We start from the raw sequence: 17,754 nt of genomic DNA, 5'->3' as shown, positions 1-17,754 counted from the left end.
TCAAATCAAGCATAATTTGCTGTCTAATTATTTAATACAGCAACTCAAACGCCCAAGTATTCCTATGTGCTTGGTTTAATTGAAATTGTCCCGTGGCGCGGCTCCCTCCGCTCCCTATTTGTGCCAGTTGCGTAAGTCCTGGTAGATTAATAATTATGGTTCCTGTAGGTTGTTGATAACCTGTGATTACGCCGGATTTGTACCAACGCCACGCAGTTCTATAACTTATCCCTACGCAGTTCTATAACTTATCCCTACCTTTTTTGCATAATCAGATAGTTTCATTCATTTAATGATCGTACATTCATAATTATATTATACTACAAATGTACATAAATGACTATAAATTCATTAAATTATTGTAGACTATTTTTTCCTAGCACTCAAGGCTTACCTGTGGGTCCTAGTTCCCGTCTATGGTTGGGCTAAGTTTATGGCTCTGATATCTCTGATTTCCCGCTTGGCTTTCGGTGAATTGGTAAATCAGCCAGAAAGTATCCCATCTGGTCAACGCTTTGTTAATTCTCGGTTGTGGGAGTTTTTGGTGGCGGTGCTGTTATTATTTCTTGTGGGTGTGGGACTTGGCCTAGGTATAGTGATTATATTTGGCATCTTAGGGGTTTTCTGGGGCTTGATATTTCCAGACGAAAATTCTGCTGCTGTTCTTCTGTTGGGTCTGATTACCTTGGCGACTCTGATTGTGGTAATCTTAGCCTGTTTATGGATCATAATCAGGTTATACTTAGTAGATGCGGTCTTGGCTATTGAAGAAAATGTTGACGGGGTGTCAGCCATTAGTCGCAGTTGGCAATTAACTCAGGGTTACGGCTGGCGGTTGTTGTTGATTTACTTTGTGGGTTCTTTAATAATTACCATCCCGGCTCAGATTATGCTGCAAGTTATGACTAGTTTTTTACAATTAGTTTTCTCACCGTTCATACTAGATGAATATGGTCTATATGCTTTACTTTATTTTGTATTTTTGCTACTAGCCATCATTTTTAGTATTAGTGCTATGATTTTACCCTTTTATCAAACTCTCACATCTGTCATTTACTACGACCTGCGCAGTCGCCGGGAGGGTTTAGGTTTAAAACTACGAGACCACGAAATTTAACTGTTTGACTGGGGTTAACTCCTGGGAAAGAGTTTTCCCTTGATTTGCGATCCTCTAGGCTAGGATTTAACTATTAACAGTACTTAGAAGGCTCATGAATAAACCCAACCGGTTAGCAACAGAATCTTTATCTATATCCCATCCCCCAATAGAGCATAACCATGGACAGTCGGCTCATGCTCACGTTCATAGTCAAGAGTCACTGCGGAAAATTGTCAATCGGTTGTCACGGATAGAGGGACATGTTCGCGGTATTAAAACAATGGTGCAGCAAGATACCCCTTGTCCTGATGTTTTATTACAAATTGCGGCGGTGCGGGGCGCTTTGGATAAGGTGGCGAGAATTGTTTTGGATGAACATTTAACTGAGTGTATTGCTAGAGCGGCTCAAGAGGGGAATATGGAGGTGGAAATTCAACAGTTAAAAGCTGCTTTGGATCGGTTTTTGCCTTAGTACTAATTTTATCTCTCCTGGTAACAACAGGCGATCGCTAGTTGGGCGTGTTCCTGTAGGGTATTTTGATCCAAAGTCTGAATGGTATATTGAGGAGTCACCCCTAGTAGTTTCTCGATTCTATTTCTGGCTGCGGCTACTGTTGATTGATCTAGACTACCTTGATTTAACGAATCGGCAAAATCTTCAGCCATCTGATAGGTACGTTCTATGGATAAGGAATTAAGATTACGGGAGACAATAAATAAATCACAGCCAGCATTAAAGGCTTGGGCTACTGTACCACTGTGGGTAAACATATCGGAAACAGCTTTCATATCCAGGTCGTCGGATACAACTACACCCTCAAAGCCCAATTCGTCCCGGAGTATGCTTTTGAGGATAGCTGGGGAAAGTGTGGCTGGTAATTTGGGGTCTATGTGCGGGAATAAGATATGAGCTGTCATGATTAGGGGAATTTGCTCGGCAATCAGGGCTTTAAATGGTATTAGCTCCCGTTTGTGCAGGTCTTCTAGGGTCAGATTGAGTATGGGTAATTCAATGTGAGAATCTTTACTAGTGTCTCCATGTCCAGGAAAGTGTTTCCCACATCCTAATATTCCCCCTTCCTTAAGTCCTCTGTAGTATTCACATACAGCTTTAGCTGTGGTTTCTGGGGTGTGACCAAAGGCACGAGGTCCGATAATGGGGTTTTGAGGATGAGAAAAAATATCTGCTACGGGAGACCAGGATAAGTTTATCCCCAGTGATTTAAGTTCTAATGCTGTGGCTTTTGCTACTTCGTAGGCGTGTGATCGACACAGTAAGGCATAAGGAAATCTGGTAATTGGTAATGGTGTCCTCACCACCCTTCCTCCTTCGTGGTCTAATGTCATAAACATAGAGTCACGTTGAGCATATTCTCGGATTTGGTGGTTAAGTTGCCCGAAAGTTTCTAGCCATACTTCGTAAGGGTTACCATCCTCAAAGTTTTTAGCAAAAAAAATCACCCCAACTGGTTTTAAGTCACTCAGTATACGTTTATCATCATCACTTAATGTCGTCCCAGAAATACCAACTATTAAATGATTACCAAAGGTTTGTAGCTTTTGAGATGTGAGCATAGGAAAAAAAAGAACTATAAAATATACTAAATATTTTAATTTATCTTCGGGAAAATTACATAAACTCAGTTAGATGGTGGAAATCAGGAAAAGATTCAATTGTGATGGTGTTAGCACCTTTGGATGTGAGTAAGAGCATTCCTGAGAGAAGTTTTTTGAGAACAGATCGTACAACTGCTGCCAAATGTAACGGATTGCAACTTATAATGAGAACGACAAAACCATAAAGAAATATTAAAAGGCAGTAAGTTTAAATGCGAGTCGCGATCGCGGGTGCTGGTCTAGCAGGGCTATCCTGCGCGAAATATCTCACAGACGCAGGTCATACTCCCATTATCTTGGAGCGCCGGGATGTATTGGGTGGTAAAGTGGCCGCGTGGAAAGACGCTGATGGAGACTGGTACGAAACGGGTTTGCACATCTTTTTTGGCGCATATCCCAATATGTTGCAGCTATTTAAAGAACTGGATATTGAAGATCGATTGCAGTGGAAAGAACACACAATGATCTTCAATCAGCCCGAAGCACCAGGAACATACAGCCGCTTTGACTTCCCAGATTTGCCAGCGCCCTTAAATGGTGTGGTGGCGATTCTCAGAAACAACGATATGCTCACATGGCCAGAAAAAATTAAATTTGGTCTAGGACTGATTCCAGCAATGGTTCAGGGGCAAAAATATGTTGAGGAGATGGATAAATATTCTTGGACAGAGTGGCTACGTAAACAGAAGATTCCCGAACGGGTGAATACAGAAGTTTTCATTGCCATGTGCAAGTCATTAAACTTCATTGGACCTGATGAAATCTCTGCTACGATCCTCCTCACAGCGCTGAATCGCTTCCTTCAGGAAAAGAACGGCTCTAAAATGGCATTTTTAGACGGTTCACCCACCGAAAGATTGTGTCAGCCGATAGTAGATTACATCACTCAGCGGGGTGGGGAAGTGCGGCTAAATGCTCCCCTCAAGGAAATTTTGCTCAACCCTGACGGTACAGTTAAGGGATTCTTACTCAGAGGGTTAAATGGGGCTGAGGATGAAATATTTACAGCTGACTTGTATGTGTCAGCTATGCCCGTTGACCCGTTAAAGGTAATGCTACCAAAACCTTGGCAGGAAATGGAGTTTTTCCAAAAGCTAGAAGGTTTAGAAGGGGTACCTGTAATTAATGTCCATTTGTGGTTTGATCGTAAACTGACAGAGATTGATCACTTATTATTCTCGCGATCGCCGCTCCTGAGCGTTTATGCTGATATGAGCAATGCCTGTCGTGAATATGCTAATCCAGATCGCTCAATGTTGGAATTAGTTTTAGCTCCGGCAAAAGATTGGATCACTAAATCAGATGAGGAAATTGTTACCGCCACTCTTGCTGAGTTAGAGAAACTCTTCCCTGACCATTTTGGACAAGAAAATAACGCTAAATTATTAAAGTATCATGTGGTCAAAACACCGCGCTCAGTTTACAAAGCGACACCAGGTCGCCAACAGTACCGCCCCTCACAACAAACCCCCATCAACAACTTTTATCTCACTGGGGATTACACCATGCAGCGCTACTTAGCCAGTATGGAAGGTGCTGTACTTTCTGGTAAGCTGACAGCGCAAGCAATCTCGGAAGCCCCCCCGGTAGAAAATTCCTCAGACCTGCAAACGCCAACCCGACCGCCCGCAACGAATGCTGCAACTGCCTGATTCCCCACCGCGCATGAAAACGCTGGTCTCTGTAGACGAGTCCTACAAACTTTGTCGGCAACTTATAGCCAAGTATTCCGCGACTTTTTACCTAAGCACTTTGCTCCTGAGCGAAGAAAAACGTCCTGCTATTTGGGCGATTTACGCATGGTGTCGCCGCACAGATGAATTGGTAGATGGGCCTGGATGTGCCATGACTACGCCAGAAACCCTAGATTTATGGGAGCAGCAGCTAGAGTCCATTTTCGCTGGGGAACCAGTGGAAGATTATGATGTAGCTTTGGCTGATACTGTTCGACGCTTTCCCATCGACATTCAGCCCTTCCGGGATATGATTGCTGGTCAGCAGATGGATTTGTATCGCAGTCGCTATGAAACCTTTGAGGATTTATACCTCTACTGTTATCGCGTCGCCGGTACTGTTGGCTTAATGTCAACCTCGATTATGGGACTGGATGAAACCAGAAATTCAGCGCCGTGGAACTGTAAACAACAGCCTTATCTGCCCACTGCTGAAGAAATCGCCTTGGGAATAGCCAAGCAACTCACCAACATCCTCAGAGATGTAGGGGAGGATGCACGACGGGGGAGAATTTATATTCCTCTAGAGGATTTGGCACGATTCAATTACACTGAGGACGATTTATTTAAAGGTGTAGTTGATGACCGCTGGCGCTCCCTAATGCGGTTTGAAATTAACAGAGCTAGAGAATTTTATACTAAAGCTGAAAGAGGTATTAGTTATCTATCCCCTGATGCTCGTTGGCCTGTATGGGCGGCTCTCATGCATTACAGTCGAATTTTAACCATCATTGAACGTAACGATTACAACGCGTTTACCCAACGTGCCTATGTACCTCAGTGGCAAAAGTTACTTTCTTTACCAGGGGCGTGGATGCGATCGCAGGTTCTTTAGTTAACTCCGTATTCAGAATAATTCGTAACCCGTAAGTTTTGCAACACCTGCCAGTCTCCTGACTATAAGTCAGGAGATTCTATATTTGCGTCCGATACTTCAAACAATTTTATAAATGATAGTTGACTAACTAAAAATACTCTGCTATATTTAAAATCTGTAGCCCATCTGGAGAGATGGCTGAGTGGTCGAAAGCGACAGATTGCTAATCTGTTGTACGGCAGGTAACTCCGTACCGAGGGTTCGAATCCCTCTCTCTCCGTTTTAGCGATACGCCTAAGTTAAAAAGTAACTTGCCTTCTTAACTTAAAGCCTTTTTCAGGCTAATGAAGTACACATCAATTGCCTATTCCCTATTCCCTATTCCCTGTTCCCTGTTCCCTGTTCCCTGTTCCCTGAAACTAAACAACTTTGTACCTCACGAGCATGGGAAATGCTATATTTATAACGAGAATGCCGATAACCCTTGAGAACAAAGTGATTACTTTTTTCTTAATGTTAGGTCTAGGGATGAAAATTACCTATGTTATACATCAATAAATATTGATATTTTGGTGAAAAGTTTTATTCCCGTGGGTAGATGCTATTATTTATTCGAGTAATTGAACCAACAATCCCCCTCTGTTTACATAGGGGAGTGTGAAGATTTGCCTAGTATAAGAAAAAGCTAGGTTGAATCTTACTTTTATCGTCTTAAATACCTCAGGGGAAAAAGTAAACTGTGCTAAAAATTAATACTGCCGTAGGCTTGAGTATAGCTACCCTAACAACAGGGTTCCTTTTAGGAGCTTGCGAAAATGCCAATAACACTAATACCACAGGGGAGAGTAGTTCCGGGCTAAAAATTGGTACCTTACTACCAAGTACTGGTGACCTAGCATCGGTTGGACAGCAAATGATAGGCTCCATTCCCTTGCTGGTAGAGACCGTTAACGCTTGCGAGGGAGTGAATGGACAACCAGTTACCCTCATAGAAGTGGACGACCAGACTGACCCCAGAGCTGGTGCGGCGGGTATGACCAAATTGGCAACTTTAGACCGGGTAGCTGGGGTAGTTGGTTCCTTTGCTAGTAGCGTTTCTACTGCTGCTGTCTCAGTTGCTGTGCCGAATCAAGTGATGCTGGTTTCTCCTGGTAGTACCAGTCCAGTTTTTACAGAAAAAGCCCAAAAAGGTGAATTTAAAGGCTTTTGGTCGCGTACAGCTCCTCCTGATACCTACCAAGCATTAGCATTAGCTGAACTAGCTAATCAAAAAGGTTTTCGGCGAGTTTCTACAGTTGTGATTAATAACGACTATGGCGTGGGGTTTGAAAAAGCATTTGTAGAGGCTTTTGAGAAATTGGGCGGAACTGTAGTTAATAAAAATAATCCTGTCCGCTACGATCCCAAAGCCCAAACTTTTGATACTGAAGCCGCTGCGGCTTTCGCCGGTAAACCGGATGCAGTCGTAGCGGTTCTCTACGCTGAAACAGGTAGTCTCCTCCTCAAAACTGCTTATCAACAAGGGTTAACTGATGGGGTGCAGATTTTACTGACAGATGGAGTAAAATCACCTACTTTCCCAAACCAAGTAGGTAAAGGTGGAGATGGGAAATATCTCTTGGCGGGAGCCCTGGGTACAGTACCCGGTTCTGATGGCCAAGCCCTAGCAGCTTTTAATCAACTGTGGCAAGAAAAAAAAGGCGGTTCACCGGGGGAATATGCTCCCCAAGCCTGGGATGCTGCGGCTTTGTTGGTACTGTCCGCCCAAGCCGCCCAGGAAAATACAGGGGTTGGTATTGCTCAGAAGATACGTGATGTTGCTAATGCACCTGGTATAGAAGTTACTAATGTATGCGAGGGGCTGAAGTTACTTCGAGAGGGTCAAGACATTAACTACCAAGGGGCAAGTGGTAATGTGGATATTGATGCCAATGGCGATGTTGTGGGTGTCTACGATGTTTGGACTGTAGAAGCAGATGGTAAAATTAATGTGATAGATAAAGTTAGTCCTAATCCTCAATAGTCTCTCCCACGGAAACAGCAAGGACATGGGGGTAGCCCGCCACAATCATTACCGGGCTACTTCCAGATTCAGCTAATGTTCTTGGACGCTAGCCTCCAGAGTTTTCACCTGATTTTGTAATTCTACAATTCTTTGCATATGCGATCGCTCTAGAGAATAACTTAACCAAACAAAGCTACAACCAAACACAGTCACGAACCCAGCCAAAATACCAGTTAGTAATGTCACTTGGGAAAGAAGATGTTTTACTTCCTGAAGTTGATACTGAGGTTTTGTTAGAGGATTAACATTTGTGTCGGGATTTGCCAGCACAACTTGTGTTGTCGGTATTTTTGCTGTTTGGGTGCTTTTGAAAGCAATCTTGTTTTGTATCCAGTTAGTAATTAATTGAGGACCATTATTTTGAAACCACCGCCAAGCAAAAATTCTAAATACTGGCTTGGATGTTCTGGAAATGAGTTTGAGAAGTCTATTGAGAGTCCGACAATGAAACTTATGGTTAATCAGGTTAATTGAGCCTACATCATAGAGAGAATCCATGATTAACTTGACTGTAGTCTCTTCCCTAGAAATCAAGTTTTCCAGCAACACAAGAACATCATGCATGAGTTCTTCTTCTTTTTCATTTTCCTTTATAACATTTTTAGTCTGATTTGATGATTGCCGCTGTTTATTCATATATATATAAGGGTTATTTTTAGCTGAAAGAATTATTTGTTGTTATGCAAACTGGAATAATTACTGCAAAAATCAAGATTACATCCCTAAATACAAAGTTGCATTATTAGGTAAAAGGCAAGAGTGAGAATAACTTTTGCCTTTTATGTTTGAGATGATTCAGTTAAAAACCGCTGAAATTGTAACCAACTCCTAATAACAAACCGATATCAGTTTGGTCAAAAAATCCGGCATTAGCGGAAGCTGTGGCGGTAAATCGACTATTGAGAGGAAAATCAAGACCAACAGATACTAATAAAGCAGTCTTAGAATTATCACCAGTTTTAAGAGCTGCACCTACTCCAACATAAGGTGCGATCGCTAATGGCTCCTCAAAGGGACTTGGCTGCTGTAAGCTGAAGTCATAGGTAACGGGAAGCAAGATAGTGGTGTTGTTGCCAAATAGAGCAGATGGTCTTACAGATATGGTATTTGTTAATCCCACTTTACCGACAACGGCAACATTGGCATCACCTAAAGATGAGTTGCTACCTTCTAAACCAAGGTTACCAGCAATACCGACATAGTTTTTACCGGCACGGCTAGGTCTACCAAAATCTATATTTGCTTGTGCTATCTGATGATGAGAAGTAAGTTTTGATTGAGAAATCAGGGATGCTGATGAGGTTTCCACCGTCCCCTGTACAGGTGTGAATGTTTCATTAGCAACTTCTACCTTGCATGGCGTAGCCATAGATATTGCATTCACAGAAGCCTCATGTAACAGTTGAGTATCTACTGTTTCAGCAATAGCAGACACACCACTACTTAACATTGTCAGAGCAGCTACGCTGGGTAGGTAAAACAAACTTTTGTATTTGTCTAGCTTGTAGTAGACAAGGGAAATAATATTCACATTCACTCCTGACAAAATATTGCCGCTATGGACATTGTGTACGATGATTCCACCAAATTTGGCGATATTTAAACTGTAACATCATAAAATCACCATTACATCCTTAAGTAGACAGAAGTCTTGATCAACATACTGTCTACTAGGTAGTAGAGATGAAGTCATAAGAATAGTAGTATCAATAATTACGAAATACACATAAGTCCCATATTTGATGTAACAAGGCAAAACTAGGGGGTCAAAAATAAATACTATCAGAAGGTTTTTGTAATCATGGGGCTTAATTACTACAACTGAGGATGAAATTTATAAGATGGCAATTAAAATTGATACTATTGTTCCATCCATTGCCTAGCAAAACTTTCAGGAAGTATGAAAAAATGGACGTAGTATTTATCTATCTTTAGGAGGAGTTAAAGTAGTGTTGATTAATACTAAATAAATAGGTATTCCGATCACCTGACGAAATTTAACTATAAAAAGCTCAATTTTTGCCAAAAATTGAGCTTTTTTTTAATGGCTCTTCCAGCCTTGTTTTTGAGAGCATCCACCATTCTCTCAGAGGATGTTTGATATGAAATTATTAATTTTGCTTCACTAATACTGAATTATTCTCAATCTTAGCTGAGTAAGTTTTGAGTGGTTCTCTAGCCGGTCCCCTTCGCACTTGACCATTAGTGTTATATTCTGCACCATGACAACGACAGGCAAACTTATTACCTTTCCCGTCCCATGTTACTGTGCAACCTGAGTGAGTACAGGTAGGGTCAACAGCGATGAGATTTTCACTGACCGATGTACCAACTACTAAAACATTGAAAGTAGGGGATTTTTGAACTAGCAATTGGCCATCTTTATCCAAATCCGTCACAGTACCCACAGTTTGCCAATCTCTAGATACTTTTTTAGAAGCACAAGCAGCTATAGCTACAGGTAAACTACTAGCGATTGTACTTAAACCTACCCAATTGATAAAATCGCGACGTTTCATAAGTCAATAAAGTTACTTAACAACTCCCAAAACGGGTTTTATTTCAGATGGGGGAATAGTAGGAACTGACAATCCCTGAGCATAGATGTGGGGATTTGCTTGGGAGATAGTCATCAAAGATTGGCGCACCTGAGCATTCACAGCCACGGTCTTCACGTCATACATCTGCATAGCCAACTTGGGGTAAAACCCGATACCGATAATCAGCAACAGAAAACAGGCAGCAATAAATACTTCACGGGGTCTAGCATCACTATAGATCGTTTGAGTTGGCAGCAGACAGTCAGTACCAAAACAAGCTGTTCCCTCGTCCTCCTGATTCTCCAAGGCTGCATTATTAACGTCACAGGAGACTGCAGCACTAGTACCATAAAACACCTTACGCAGCAAATTAAGTAGATAAATTGGTGTGAGGATAACTCCTATGGCAGCCAGGAAAACCGTGACAATACAGAAGGCGGAACTGTAGACATCACTGCTAGTTATACCAACGAAGACAGCAAGTTCCCCCACAAAGCCGCTCATACCTGGGAGAGCTAGGGAGGCCATGGCGCTGATGGTAAATAATGCAAATACTTTTGGCATTACCTGACCAATACCGCCCATATCATCCATAATCATTGTACGAGTGCGATCGTAGGTGACACCTGCCAGGAAAAACAGCACGGACGCAATTAAACCGTGGGAAATCATTTGCAACATGGCGCCGTTAATACCCAAATCAGTGAAGGAAGCAATACCTAGCAGTACGAATCCCATGTGAGAAATGGACGAATAGGCCAGCCGCCGCTTCATATTAGATTGGGCGAAGGAATTCAACGCACCATAGATAATGTTAACAACCCCCAGAATTGCCAGAACTGGTGCAAAGTAAATATGTGCATCAGCCAAAATTCCCATATTCAGGCGAATTAGTCCGTATCCTCCCATCTTCAGCAGCACACCTGCCAGAATCATTGATACTGGAGATGAAGCTTCTCCATGAGCATCAGGTAACCAAGTATGCATGGGGAACACAGCCAACTTGACACCAAAGGCAATTAACAATCCTGCATACAGTAAAAGTTCTAAATTTAGTGGGTAATCTTTCAATCCCAACCGTGCTAAGTCAAAAGTGATATTACCCCCACCGTAGAGCGCCATTGCCAATGCTGCTACTAAAATAAATATAGAAGCTGCCGCCGTATATATCAAGAATTTTGTAGCAGCGTAGCGACGCTTTTGCCCACCCCAAATGGAAATCAGCAGGTATACGGGAATTAGCTCCACTTCCCACATAATGAAAAACAGCAGCAGGTCTTTGGCGACAAATACCCCAATCTGGGCTGAGTAGAGCACTAGCATTAGGAAATAGAAAAGACGAGGCCTGCGGTCAACTTGCCAAGCCGAAAAAATTGACAGTGTTGTTACCAGTCCGGCTAGAAGTACAAAGGGAACTGATAAACCATCCACAGCAACCGCCCAACTTAGGCCTAACTGAGGCATCCAGGCATAATTTTCTTCTAGTTGAAATACAGCACTGCTGGCATCATAATGCCGCCAAAAGGCGTAGCACATCAAGATTAAATCGGCAACTCCCACTCCTAGCGCATACCATCGTATCCACTTGCCGTCTTTATCGGAAAGAACAGGGATCACCAGAGCAGCAATGCATGGTAACAAGACAATCACACTCAGCCAGGGAAATTCATCTGTCATCGGATATCTAATGAATAATACTTAGTTTAATTATCATCTCATATTATTAAACTTTTTAATAATATCTTAATAACTATGGGTGGCATAAGAAAATTACTATCCTTACTCACAGGCAGGCCTAACCACCAAACCATAGGATGGTTTATGCAAAGATTCCCTGGAAATAGTCATTTACTAAGTATTTACACTAACATAAGTGTAATATCACTTGATACTAATCGATAGTGTTGAAAGTGAAATGATGGTAATGTGAAATAGGCGATCTGCTTTAGCAGCAGCGCTTGCGCTATCGCTGATCTGGCAAGGAATCATCCTTTCAAATATAGTAGAGTTATATAAAAATTGTTAGCTAAGAAAATTCTCAAAAGCTTAAATGCTGAATAGGCGATCGCTTATGGGTGACTTTGACTTGAGCCTCTAGGGTGCATTAGGTATGGAATTAGCTGAAATTTCAGCCGGTAATTATCTGAATATTTATGATAAAATTTTCAAAAAAGCTTTAACCGGTTCAAAAGTTTCTAACCCATAAATAAAAATGTCGTTCGGTGTCAAATTATGCGATATACACTACTATCAAACATTACAATAAAGATTTTTTTATTAATCACCATTATTAACACATATTTCTTACTGAGAATTAAACCGGCCAATCCTGCACAGAATGTTATTTTGCGTTATGGTATTCTAGAGGAATCAATATCAGTTGAAGACTTGCAAAGAATTGCCGCAACAGGAATAGTACCTCAGCAATATCAAGTTTATACGAATAAATTTCCCCCTGAAGATCGGCAAAAATTTTTAGAAGTACTACGTAAGAAAGTTACCGTAAATTTTGTAAATTTAAGTAGATTATTATATACTCCGGTTGGTAGTAGTATCCTCCAAGACTTCTCTAAACTCACATTCCGCAAAGATGAGGCGGGAATGCAAGCCCTGAGAACTGCGCTGGTACATGGTTCTAAAACTTCAGAAGGACTTTCTGTTATTAGCTTTATCCAAAATTACCCCAGTCAAAACCTTGTCATTAATGTGGCGGAAGTACCTGGGGTTTTTAGTAACTTTAACCTGTCCTATCAACAAAGCAACGAGTTTATACAAGCCATTACTCCCAGACTGGCTGCAAAGCCTGCAGAATTGAATTTACCCTTTGATCCTGGGGAAGCAGGAACTGGGAAAGTACAGGTGATCAACTTACCAAGATTAAAAGATGAACAACGCCAACGTCTTGTTCCTGTTGACATTTATTGGTCAGATGCAGCCGTAACTACTAAACCTGTGATCATTTTATCACATGGTTATTCCTCTGATCGCACAGATATGCGCTACATAGCAGAACATTTAGCATCTCATGGATATGTAGTAGCAGCGCTAGAACATATTGGCAGTAATCAAGATTACCGAATCGATCCAATGCAGGGGGGTCTTGCATTACTGATGAAACCGCAGGAATTTTTGGAGCGACCTAAAGATATCAGTTTTATTTTAGACCAGTTGGCAAAGTGGAACCAACAAGACAAACACCAGCTACAAAGTAAGTTAACAACCAATAACGCTATGGTGATCGGTCATTCTTTTGGGGGTGGGACAGCGATGTCTATTGCTGGGGGAGAATTACAAGTAGATTCTTTAAGAGAACGCTGTGCTCAATTCCTAGATACTACTGTTAATTTCGGGGAGGGTTTGCAATGTGTTGCCAAAACTCTGCCACAAGAGCGCTACATATTACGAGACCCCCGCATTAAACAGGCGATCGCTCTTAACCCCACAACTTCCCTTATGTTTGGTGAAACTGGGTTAGAAAATATGAAAGTTCCCATCCTAATTTTAGCATCATCAGCCGATCAAGTAACCCCAGCGTTAACCGAACAAATCATTGGTTTTAGCAAAATCCCAGCACCAAAATGGCTAATTGGAATTGTGGGAGCAACTCACGGTAGTATCAAAGATCCCATTTCTACTGCACAGAGGGAGGAGAAGGGGGGTGTTGAGGTAGTTGGTGCCCAAGCTGCTGAGATTCATAGGTATATGAAAGTTATTACTTTAGCATTTGCGGCACAAATGACTCCTCAAAGGGAGCAATATAAAATCTTCCTCACCCCAGAGTACGCCCAATATGCTTCTACCCAAGGATTTCCCATTCGTTTAGTGACTGAGATTCCGGCTGATGTGATCGAAGAATTGAAACTCCGCCGCTAGGGGCGGAGTGTACACACAAACAAGCTTTTTGGTACGATGAATTTTAACTATCTAACCACTTGCAGACGTTGAGTGACGATGGTAGTCCCATTAGATCTGACAATCACTGCTGACACCCAACGGTGACCAGGAATAACTGGGGCCTGTCCGATTTTAAAAAGTCCCCCAGATTTGAGTCTTTCCAAATCTACAGATGTGGGATTGAGATATTTACTGACGTGGACTGGTTCTTCTATTGCTGTTCCCAGTAGAAACTCATCGCCGAGTGGTTCTTGGACGATGGCATCGAAATAATACTTCTGTCCTACTTTTACTTGATCTGGTAAGTTGATATCAATTTGGGGAGGCTGCTCACCAGAAGTAAGTAGGCTACGTTCTGATAAAATTTTTTGCTCGACTATTTTTGTGCCCTGAATCCGTTGACGGGATGTAATGGTGGTATTGAGAGCGAAATTACTGCTGTTGGTAGATGGTGAACCCACTATATTAGTGACTGTTTCGGCAACGATGGTATTGCCTTCAACTTGCCAAGATTGCAACTTTGTAGTGTATCGCAAATTTGGATAACGTTTCCAGAATACAATTAAGGATTTTTCTAGGGATTGGTAATTTAAACCATCTGTATTGCTGAAGTTGGGACTGTAAAATTGCATGACTTCTTTGATGTTAGCACGGGTAGCTGCTGCATCCATTTGTGCTAACAGATTGCTCAATTCAGAGGCTGTACCGCTGGAAATGATGGGAGATAAGCTGTTGGCTGTTTGCCATTGGCGTAGCCTGTCTTTTAAGGACATCTCACCGCCTTGGACAACAGTAGACACAGGTTGTAATGGTTGTATTGTCCTAGCTTGAGCCGGTTGCCAATTACTAGTTACATTCAATAGTATTAGTGATATAAAGAACCAAATACTATGAGGAAATTTCTGTTGGTGTTTCAGTAATAAGGCAGTAATGTTAGTCATTTGGTAAGAGTTTGCTGATTTAAGTAGAGAAGGTCAGGAAATTGTTTTATCTTTAGATATGCTAGGCGCTAAACTTTAGATTGTTCATGGCAAACGCACCGATAAAATTATTAATAGCTGCTAGTGGGACTGGTGGACACTTGTTTCCAGCGATCGCACTGGCTGAGAAATTACCAGATTATGAGATTGAATGGCTGGGTGTCTCCAATCGTTTAGAAACTCAACTTGTGCCCACACAGTATCTATTGAATACTATTGCAGTTGAGGGGTTTCAGCAAGGATTTGGATTGTCTACACTCCGGATCATAGCCGGTATGGTGGCGGGGATTTTGAAGGTCAGACGCATCCTCACAGAAGGGAATTTTCAAGGTGTTTTCACCACAGGGGGTTATATAGCGGCTCCTAGCGTCATTGCGGCGCGTTCCCTGGGGTTACCTGTAGTTTTCCATGAATCTAATGCCTTACCTGGTAAAGTCAGCCGGTTTTTTGGCCCTTGGTGTAGTGCGGTGGCCTTAGGGTTTGCGGTCGCTAGTCAGTATTTACCTCGCTGCAAAAATGTTTATGTGGGTACTCCCGTGCGCTCTCAATTCCTGGAACCAGGACTAGATAAATTGCTAGATTTACCTATTCCTGATGGTGCGCCTTTAATTGTAGTCTTTGGTGGCAGTCAGGGGGCGGTGGCGGTGAATCAGTTAGTGCGCCAGTCGGCTCCGTCCTGGTTTGATGCTGGTGCTTATGTGGTACATTTAACAGGGAATCAAGATCCCCAGGCGGATAGTCTCCAGCATTCGCAATATATCTCATTACCCTTTTACGACAACATGGCGGCCTTGTTAAGACGAGCCGATTTAGCCATTAGTCGCGCTGGTGCAGGCAGTTTAACAGAATTAGCAGTATGTGGAACGCCAGCGATATTAATTCCTTACCCCTTTGCTGCCGAAGACCATCAAGCATACAATGCAGAGGTATTTACCCAAGCTGGCGCGGCTTTAAGTTTTCGGCAATCGGAGTTAACAACACAGATATTACAAACTGAAGTTTTACATTTATTGCGATCGCCCCATGAATTAGCCACAATGGCAGAAAATGCCAAAGCGGTCGCAGTTCCTGATAGTGCTGACAAGTTAGCTTCTTTAGTCCGTGAAATACTTCATATGTGATTTTGTTTTATGAATGAACACAGGTGTTCACCTAAAGAAAGATACCGCAACAGTTAAAGTTTGCCAGAATTGAAATTATAGTAGCTGTTCTGGAGGTAGCCCGATGGCCAATAGTAGTGTGAGGATTGTTTCTTTGATTCCTGGTGGAACGGAAATTTTGGACGCACTGGGCCTGACTAATCACATTGTCGGGCGATCGCATGAATGCGACTACCCTCCGGAAATCAAAAATCGCCCGGTTTGTACTCAAGCACGCTGGAATTACCATCAGCAAAGCCGTAAGATTCATGATGATATCAACGACTTGTTACAATCCGCCTTAAGTATATATGAAATCAAAACCGATATTTTAGAGAAATTACAACCCACCCACATTATTACTCAAGACCAGTGTGATTTATGTGGAGTCACCCTTGCAGATGTGGAAAAAGCCTTTGCTAGTGTTGTCCACACCTCACCTCAAATTATTTCCTTAAAACCGCATCTTCTTGAGGATGTTTGGCAAGATATTGAGCGAGTAAGTGATATCTTTGGTGTAGACTCAGTTCATGTCTTGGAAAATTTAGAAGCTCGTGTCACGATTTGTCAGCGAAAACTCCAGGGGCTTTCCTCAACAGAGTTACCCACAGTAGCCTGTATTGAGTGGACAGATCCTTTAATAATTGCTGCGAATTGGATTCCCGAATTGGTGAACTTAGCAGGAGGTCAGTCACAATTTAGCGTCAAAGGTCAGCCTTCTAGTTATATATCCTGGGAAGCACTGTTAAAAAGCAATCCAGACATTATCATTTTTATCCCCTGTGGCTTTGATTTAAATCGGACTCGTCAAGCCGCCCAGTTATTCATTCAACGTCCAGACTGGGAAAAACTTCACGCCACCCAGAGTGGTAGAGTTTATGTTGCTGATGGCAATGCTTTTTTCAATCGTCCCGGGCCAAGACTTGCAGATTCTTTAGAGATTTTAGCAGAAATTTTACACCCAGAAATTTTTAATTATGGCTATAAAGGAACCGCCTGGGATACGCTCTAAACGCAGCATCCGGAAGCGGTTCATATGGGTTAAGTCCAGCCGCCAAAAACAGCTAAACCGTAATATTTCCAAGGTACTGCTACTGTTTTAAATCCAGATTGAGTGAGCATTTGCAAATGTGTCTCCAAAGTAGCGAGTTGGTCTTGGCTAGAATATCCTTGCTCAGTACTACTACCAAGCCTAGCCCGTACCTCGGTTAAAGTATTTCCCTGTTGTGCTGCCCATTTTTCTCGTGCGGCCTGATAAACTTCTGTCAGTACAGGTGATTCTGGTAATATTGGGTCTGCATTGCCAAAATAACCCCCAGGGTGAAGACTCGCAGCAATGCGTTGAAATAACTTCAGCTTCATCTGATCATGGAGATGATGAATTGCCAAAGATGAGACACAGGCATCAAATTCGCTACTTATATCGAACTTTTCGGGATGATTGGCCCATTCACCAAAGTCTGCTTGTATGCCAGTCCACCGTTCTTGATATCCAGCATTGGTGATTTTCTCCCTAGCAAATTGTAACATGCGTGGTGAGTAATCTAAGGCTGTGATTTCCGCATTGGGACAGCAGTGGAAGATTTTCAGGGTTAGTTCCCCTGTACCGCAGCCTAGTTCTAAAATCCGACGAGTTGTAGTTGGAAGACACTCGGTAATTACCTCCAACATTTCATCATAGCGGGGTAAGAGTTGGCGAATACCGTTGTCAAAATCGGCAGTGTTAGCGAATACCTCTCCTGGAAATATTTGTGACATAAGAATCTCAAACTATTATTATTTATATTGACCCAAAATACATTAAAACAGGATGCTGTTGATTGGAGCGGGAATCTTGCTGTGGATTTTGATAAAATGGGTAAGAACTCCT

The 17,754-nt window shown here is 42.2% G+C and carries 15 protein-coding genes and 1 tRNA gene; 9 read left to right on the top strand and 7 right to left on the bottom strand.

Annotation, left to right across the window (positions count from 1 at the left end; genetic code table 11):
• Nucleotides 1-433 precede the first annotated feature (433 nt).
• Entirely contained in the window at nucleotides 434-1,117 is a 684-nt protein-coding gene (locus tag NWP21_RS18530) for a DUF975 family protein (protein ID WP_271733998.1), read from the top strand.
• Between the two features lie 94 nt (nucleotides 1,118-1,211).
• Nucleotides 1,212-1,571: a metal-sensitive transcriptional regulator gene (locus NWP21_RS18525; RefSeq protein WP_271733999.1), complete on the top strand. Its 360-nt coding sequence runs from the start codon at nucleotides 1,212-1,214 to the stop codon at nucleotides 1,569-1,571.
• An 8-nt stretch (nucleotides 1,572-1,579) separates the two neighbouring features.
• Here the strand turns inward: NWP21_RS18525 and nagZ are convergent, their stop codons facing one another.
• Nucleotides 1,580-2,674, bottom strand: a complete 1,095-nt coding sequence (gene nagZ, locus NWP21_RS18520; protein WP_280793827.1) for a beta-N-acetylhexosaminidase — start codon at nucleotides 2,672-2,674, stop codon at nucleotides 1,580-1,582.
• A gap of 254 nt (nucleotides 2,675-2,928) precedes the next feature.
• On the opposite strand from nagZ, the gene pds reads away from it, so the two are divergent.
• The 4 genes from pds (at nucleotide 2,929) to NWP21_RS18500 (ending at nucleotide 7,289) form a co-directional block, all read left to right on the top strand.
• Entirely contained in the window at nucleotides 2,929-4,368 is a 1,440-nt protein-coding gene (gene pds / locus NWP21_RS18515; RefSeq protein WP_271734001.1) for a 15-cis-phytoene desaturase, read from the top strand.
• Nucleotides 4,352-5,284, top strand: coding sequence for a 15-cis-phytoene synthase CrtB (crtB, locus tag NWP21_RS18510; RefSeq protein ID WP_280793826.1), 933 nt, complete (start codon nucleotides 4,352-4,354; stop codon nucleotides 5,282-5,284). The genes pds and crtB overlap by 17 nt, the downstream gene beginning before the upstream one ends.
• Nucleotides 5,285-5,454: 170 nt before the next feature.
• Nucleotides 5,455-5,546, top strand: a tRNA-Ser gene (locus NWP21_RS18505).
• Nucleotides 5,547-6,005: 459 nt separating this feature from the next.
• Nucleotides 6,006-7,289, top strand: coding sequence for an ABC transporter substrate-binding protein (locus tag NWP21_RS18500; RefSeq protein ID WP_280793825.1), 1,284 nt, complete (start codon nucleotides 6,006-6,008; stop codon nucleotides 7,287-7,289).
• Nucleotides 7,290-7,361: 72 nt separating this feature from the next.
• Here NWP21_RS18500 and NWP21_RS18495 read toward each other — a convergent pair whose 3' ends face one another.
• From NWP21_RS18495 to NWP21_RS18480, 4 genes are all read right to left on the bottom strand, one after another.
• On the bottom strand, nucleotides 7,362-7,895 hold the full coding sequence (locus NWP21_RS18495; RefSeq protein ID WP_280793824.1) for a hypothetical protein: 534 nt from the start codon (nucleotides 7,893-7,895) through the stop codon (nucleotides 7,362-7,364).
• A gap of 235 nt (nucleotides 7,896-8,130) precedes the next feature.
• Nucleotides 8,131-8,862, bottom strand: a complete 732-nt coding sequence (locus NWP21_RS18490) for a hypothetical protein (RefSeq protein WP_280793823.1) — start codon at nucleotides 8,860-8,862, stop codon at nucleotides 8,131-8,133.
• 580 nt (nucleotides 8,863-9,442) lie between these two features.
• Nucleotides 9,443-9,850, bottom strand: coding sequence for a ubiquinol-cytochrome c reductase iron-sulfur subunit (locus NWP21_RS18485; RefSeq protein WP_271734007.1), 408 nt, complete (start codon nucleotides 9,848-9,850; stop codon nucleotides 9,443-9,445).
• Between the two features lie 12 nt (nucleotides 9,851-9,862).
• Nucleotides 9,863-11,548 (bottom strand): NAD(P)H-quinone oxidoreductase subunit 4, encoded by a 1,686-nt coding sequence (locus NWP21_RS18480; protein WP_280793822.1) that lies wholly within the window; start codon nucleotides 11,546-11,548, stop codon nucleotides 9,863-9,865.
• A 555-nt stretch (nucleotides 11,549-12,103) separates the two neighbouring features.
• On the opposite strand from NWP21_RS18480, the gene NWP21_RS18475 reads away from it, so the two are divergent.
• A complete protein-coding gene (locus NWP21_RS18475) occupies nucleotides 12,104-13,744 on the top strand; it encodes an alpha/beta hydrolase (RefSeq protein ID WP_280793821.1) in 1,641 nt (546 codons plus the stop codon).
• Nucleotides 13,745-13,791: 47 nt separating this feature from the next.
• Here the strand turns inward: NWP21_RS18475 and NWP21_RS18470 are convergent, their stop codons facing one another.
• Nucleotides 13,792-14,706 carry a nuclear transport factor 2 family protein gene (locus NWP21_RS18470; protein ID WP_280793819.1) on the bottom strand — a complete coding sequence of 305 codons (915 nt, stop codon included), beginning with the start codon at nucleotides 14,704-14,706 and terminating at the stop codon, nucleotides 13,792-13,794.
• An 86-nt stretch (nucleotides 14,707-14,792) separates the two neighbouring features.
• Between NWP21_RS18470 and murG the strand changes: the two genes are divergently transcribed.
• Both murG and NWP21_RS18460 read left to right on the top strand, forming a co-directional pair.
• A complete protein-coding gene (murG, locus tag NWP21_RS18465; RefSeq protein WP_280793818.1) occupies nucleotides 14,793-15,866 on the top strand; it encodes an undecaprenyldiphospho-muramoylpentapeptide beta-N-acetylglucosaminyltransferase in 1,074 nt (357 codons plus the stop codon).
• A 103-nt stretch (nucleotides 15,867-15,969) separates the two neighbouring features.
• Nucleotides 15,970-16,896, top strand: a complete 927-nt coding sequence (locus NWP21_RS18460) for a cobalamin-binding protein (protein WP_280793817.1) — start codon at nucleotides 15,970-15,972, stop codon at nucleotides 16,894-16,896.
• 29 nt (nucleotides 16,897-16,925) lie between these two features.
• Here NWP21_RS18460 and NWP21_RS18455 read toward each other — a convergent pair whose 3' ends face one another.
• A complete protein-coding gene (locus NWP21_RS18455; RefSeq protein WP_280793816.1) occupies nucleotides 16,926-17,642 on the bottom strand; it encodes a class I SAM-dependent methyltransferase in 717 nt (238 codons plus the stop codon).
• Nucleotides 17,643-17,754 lie beyond the last annotated feature (112 nt).

The sequence above is a fragment of the Anabaenopsis sp. FSS-46 genome, from assembly GCF_029891665.1.
Lineage (GTDB): Bacteria > Cyanobacteriota > Cyanobacteriia > Cyanobacteriales > Nostocaceae > Anabaenopsis > Anabaenopsis arnoldii.
This window is presented reverse-complemented; position numbering and strand designations above follow the sequence as displayed.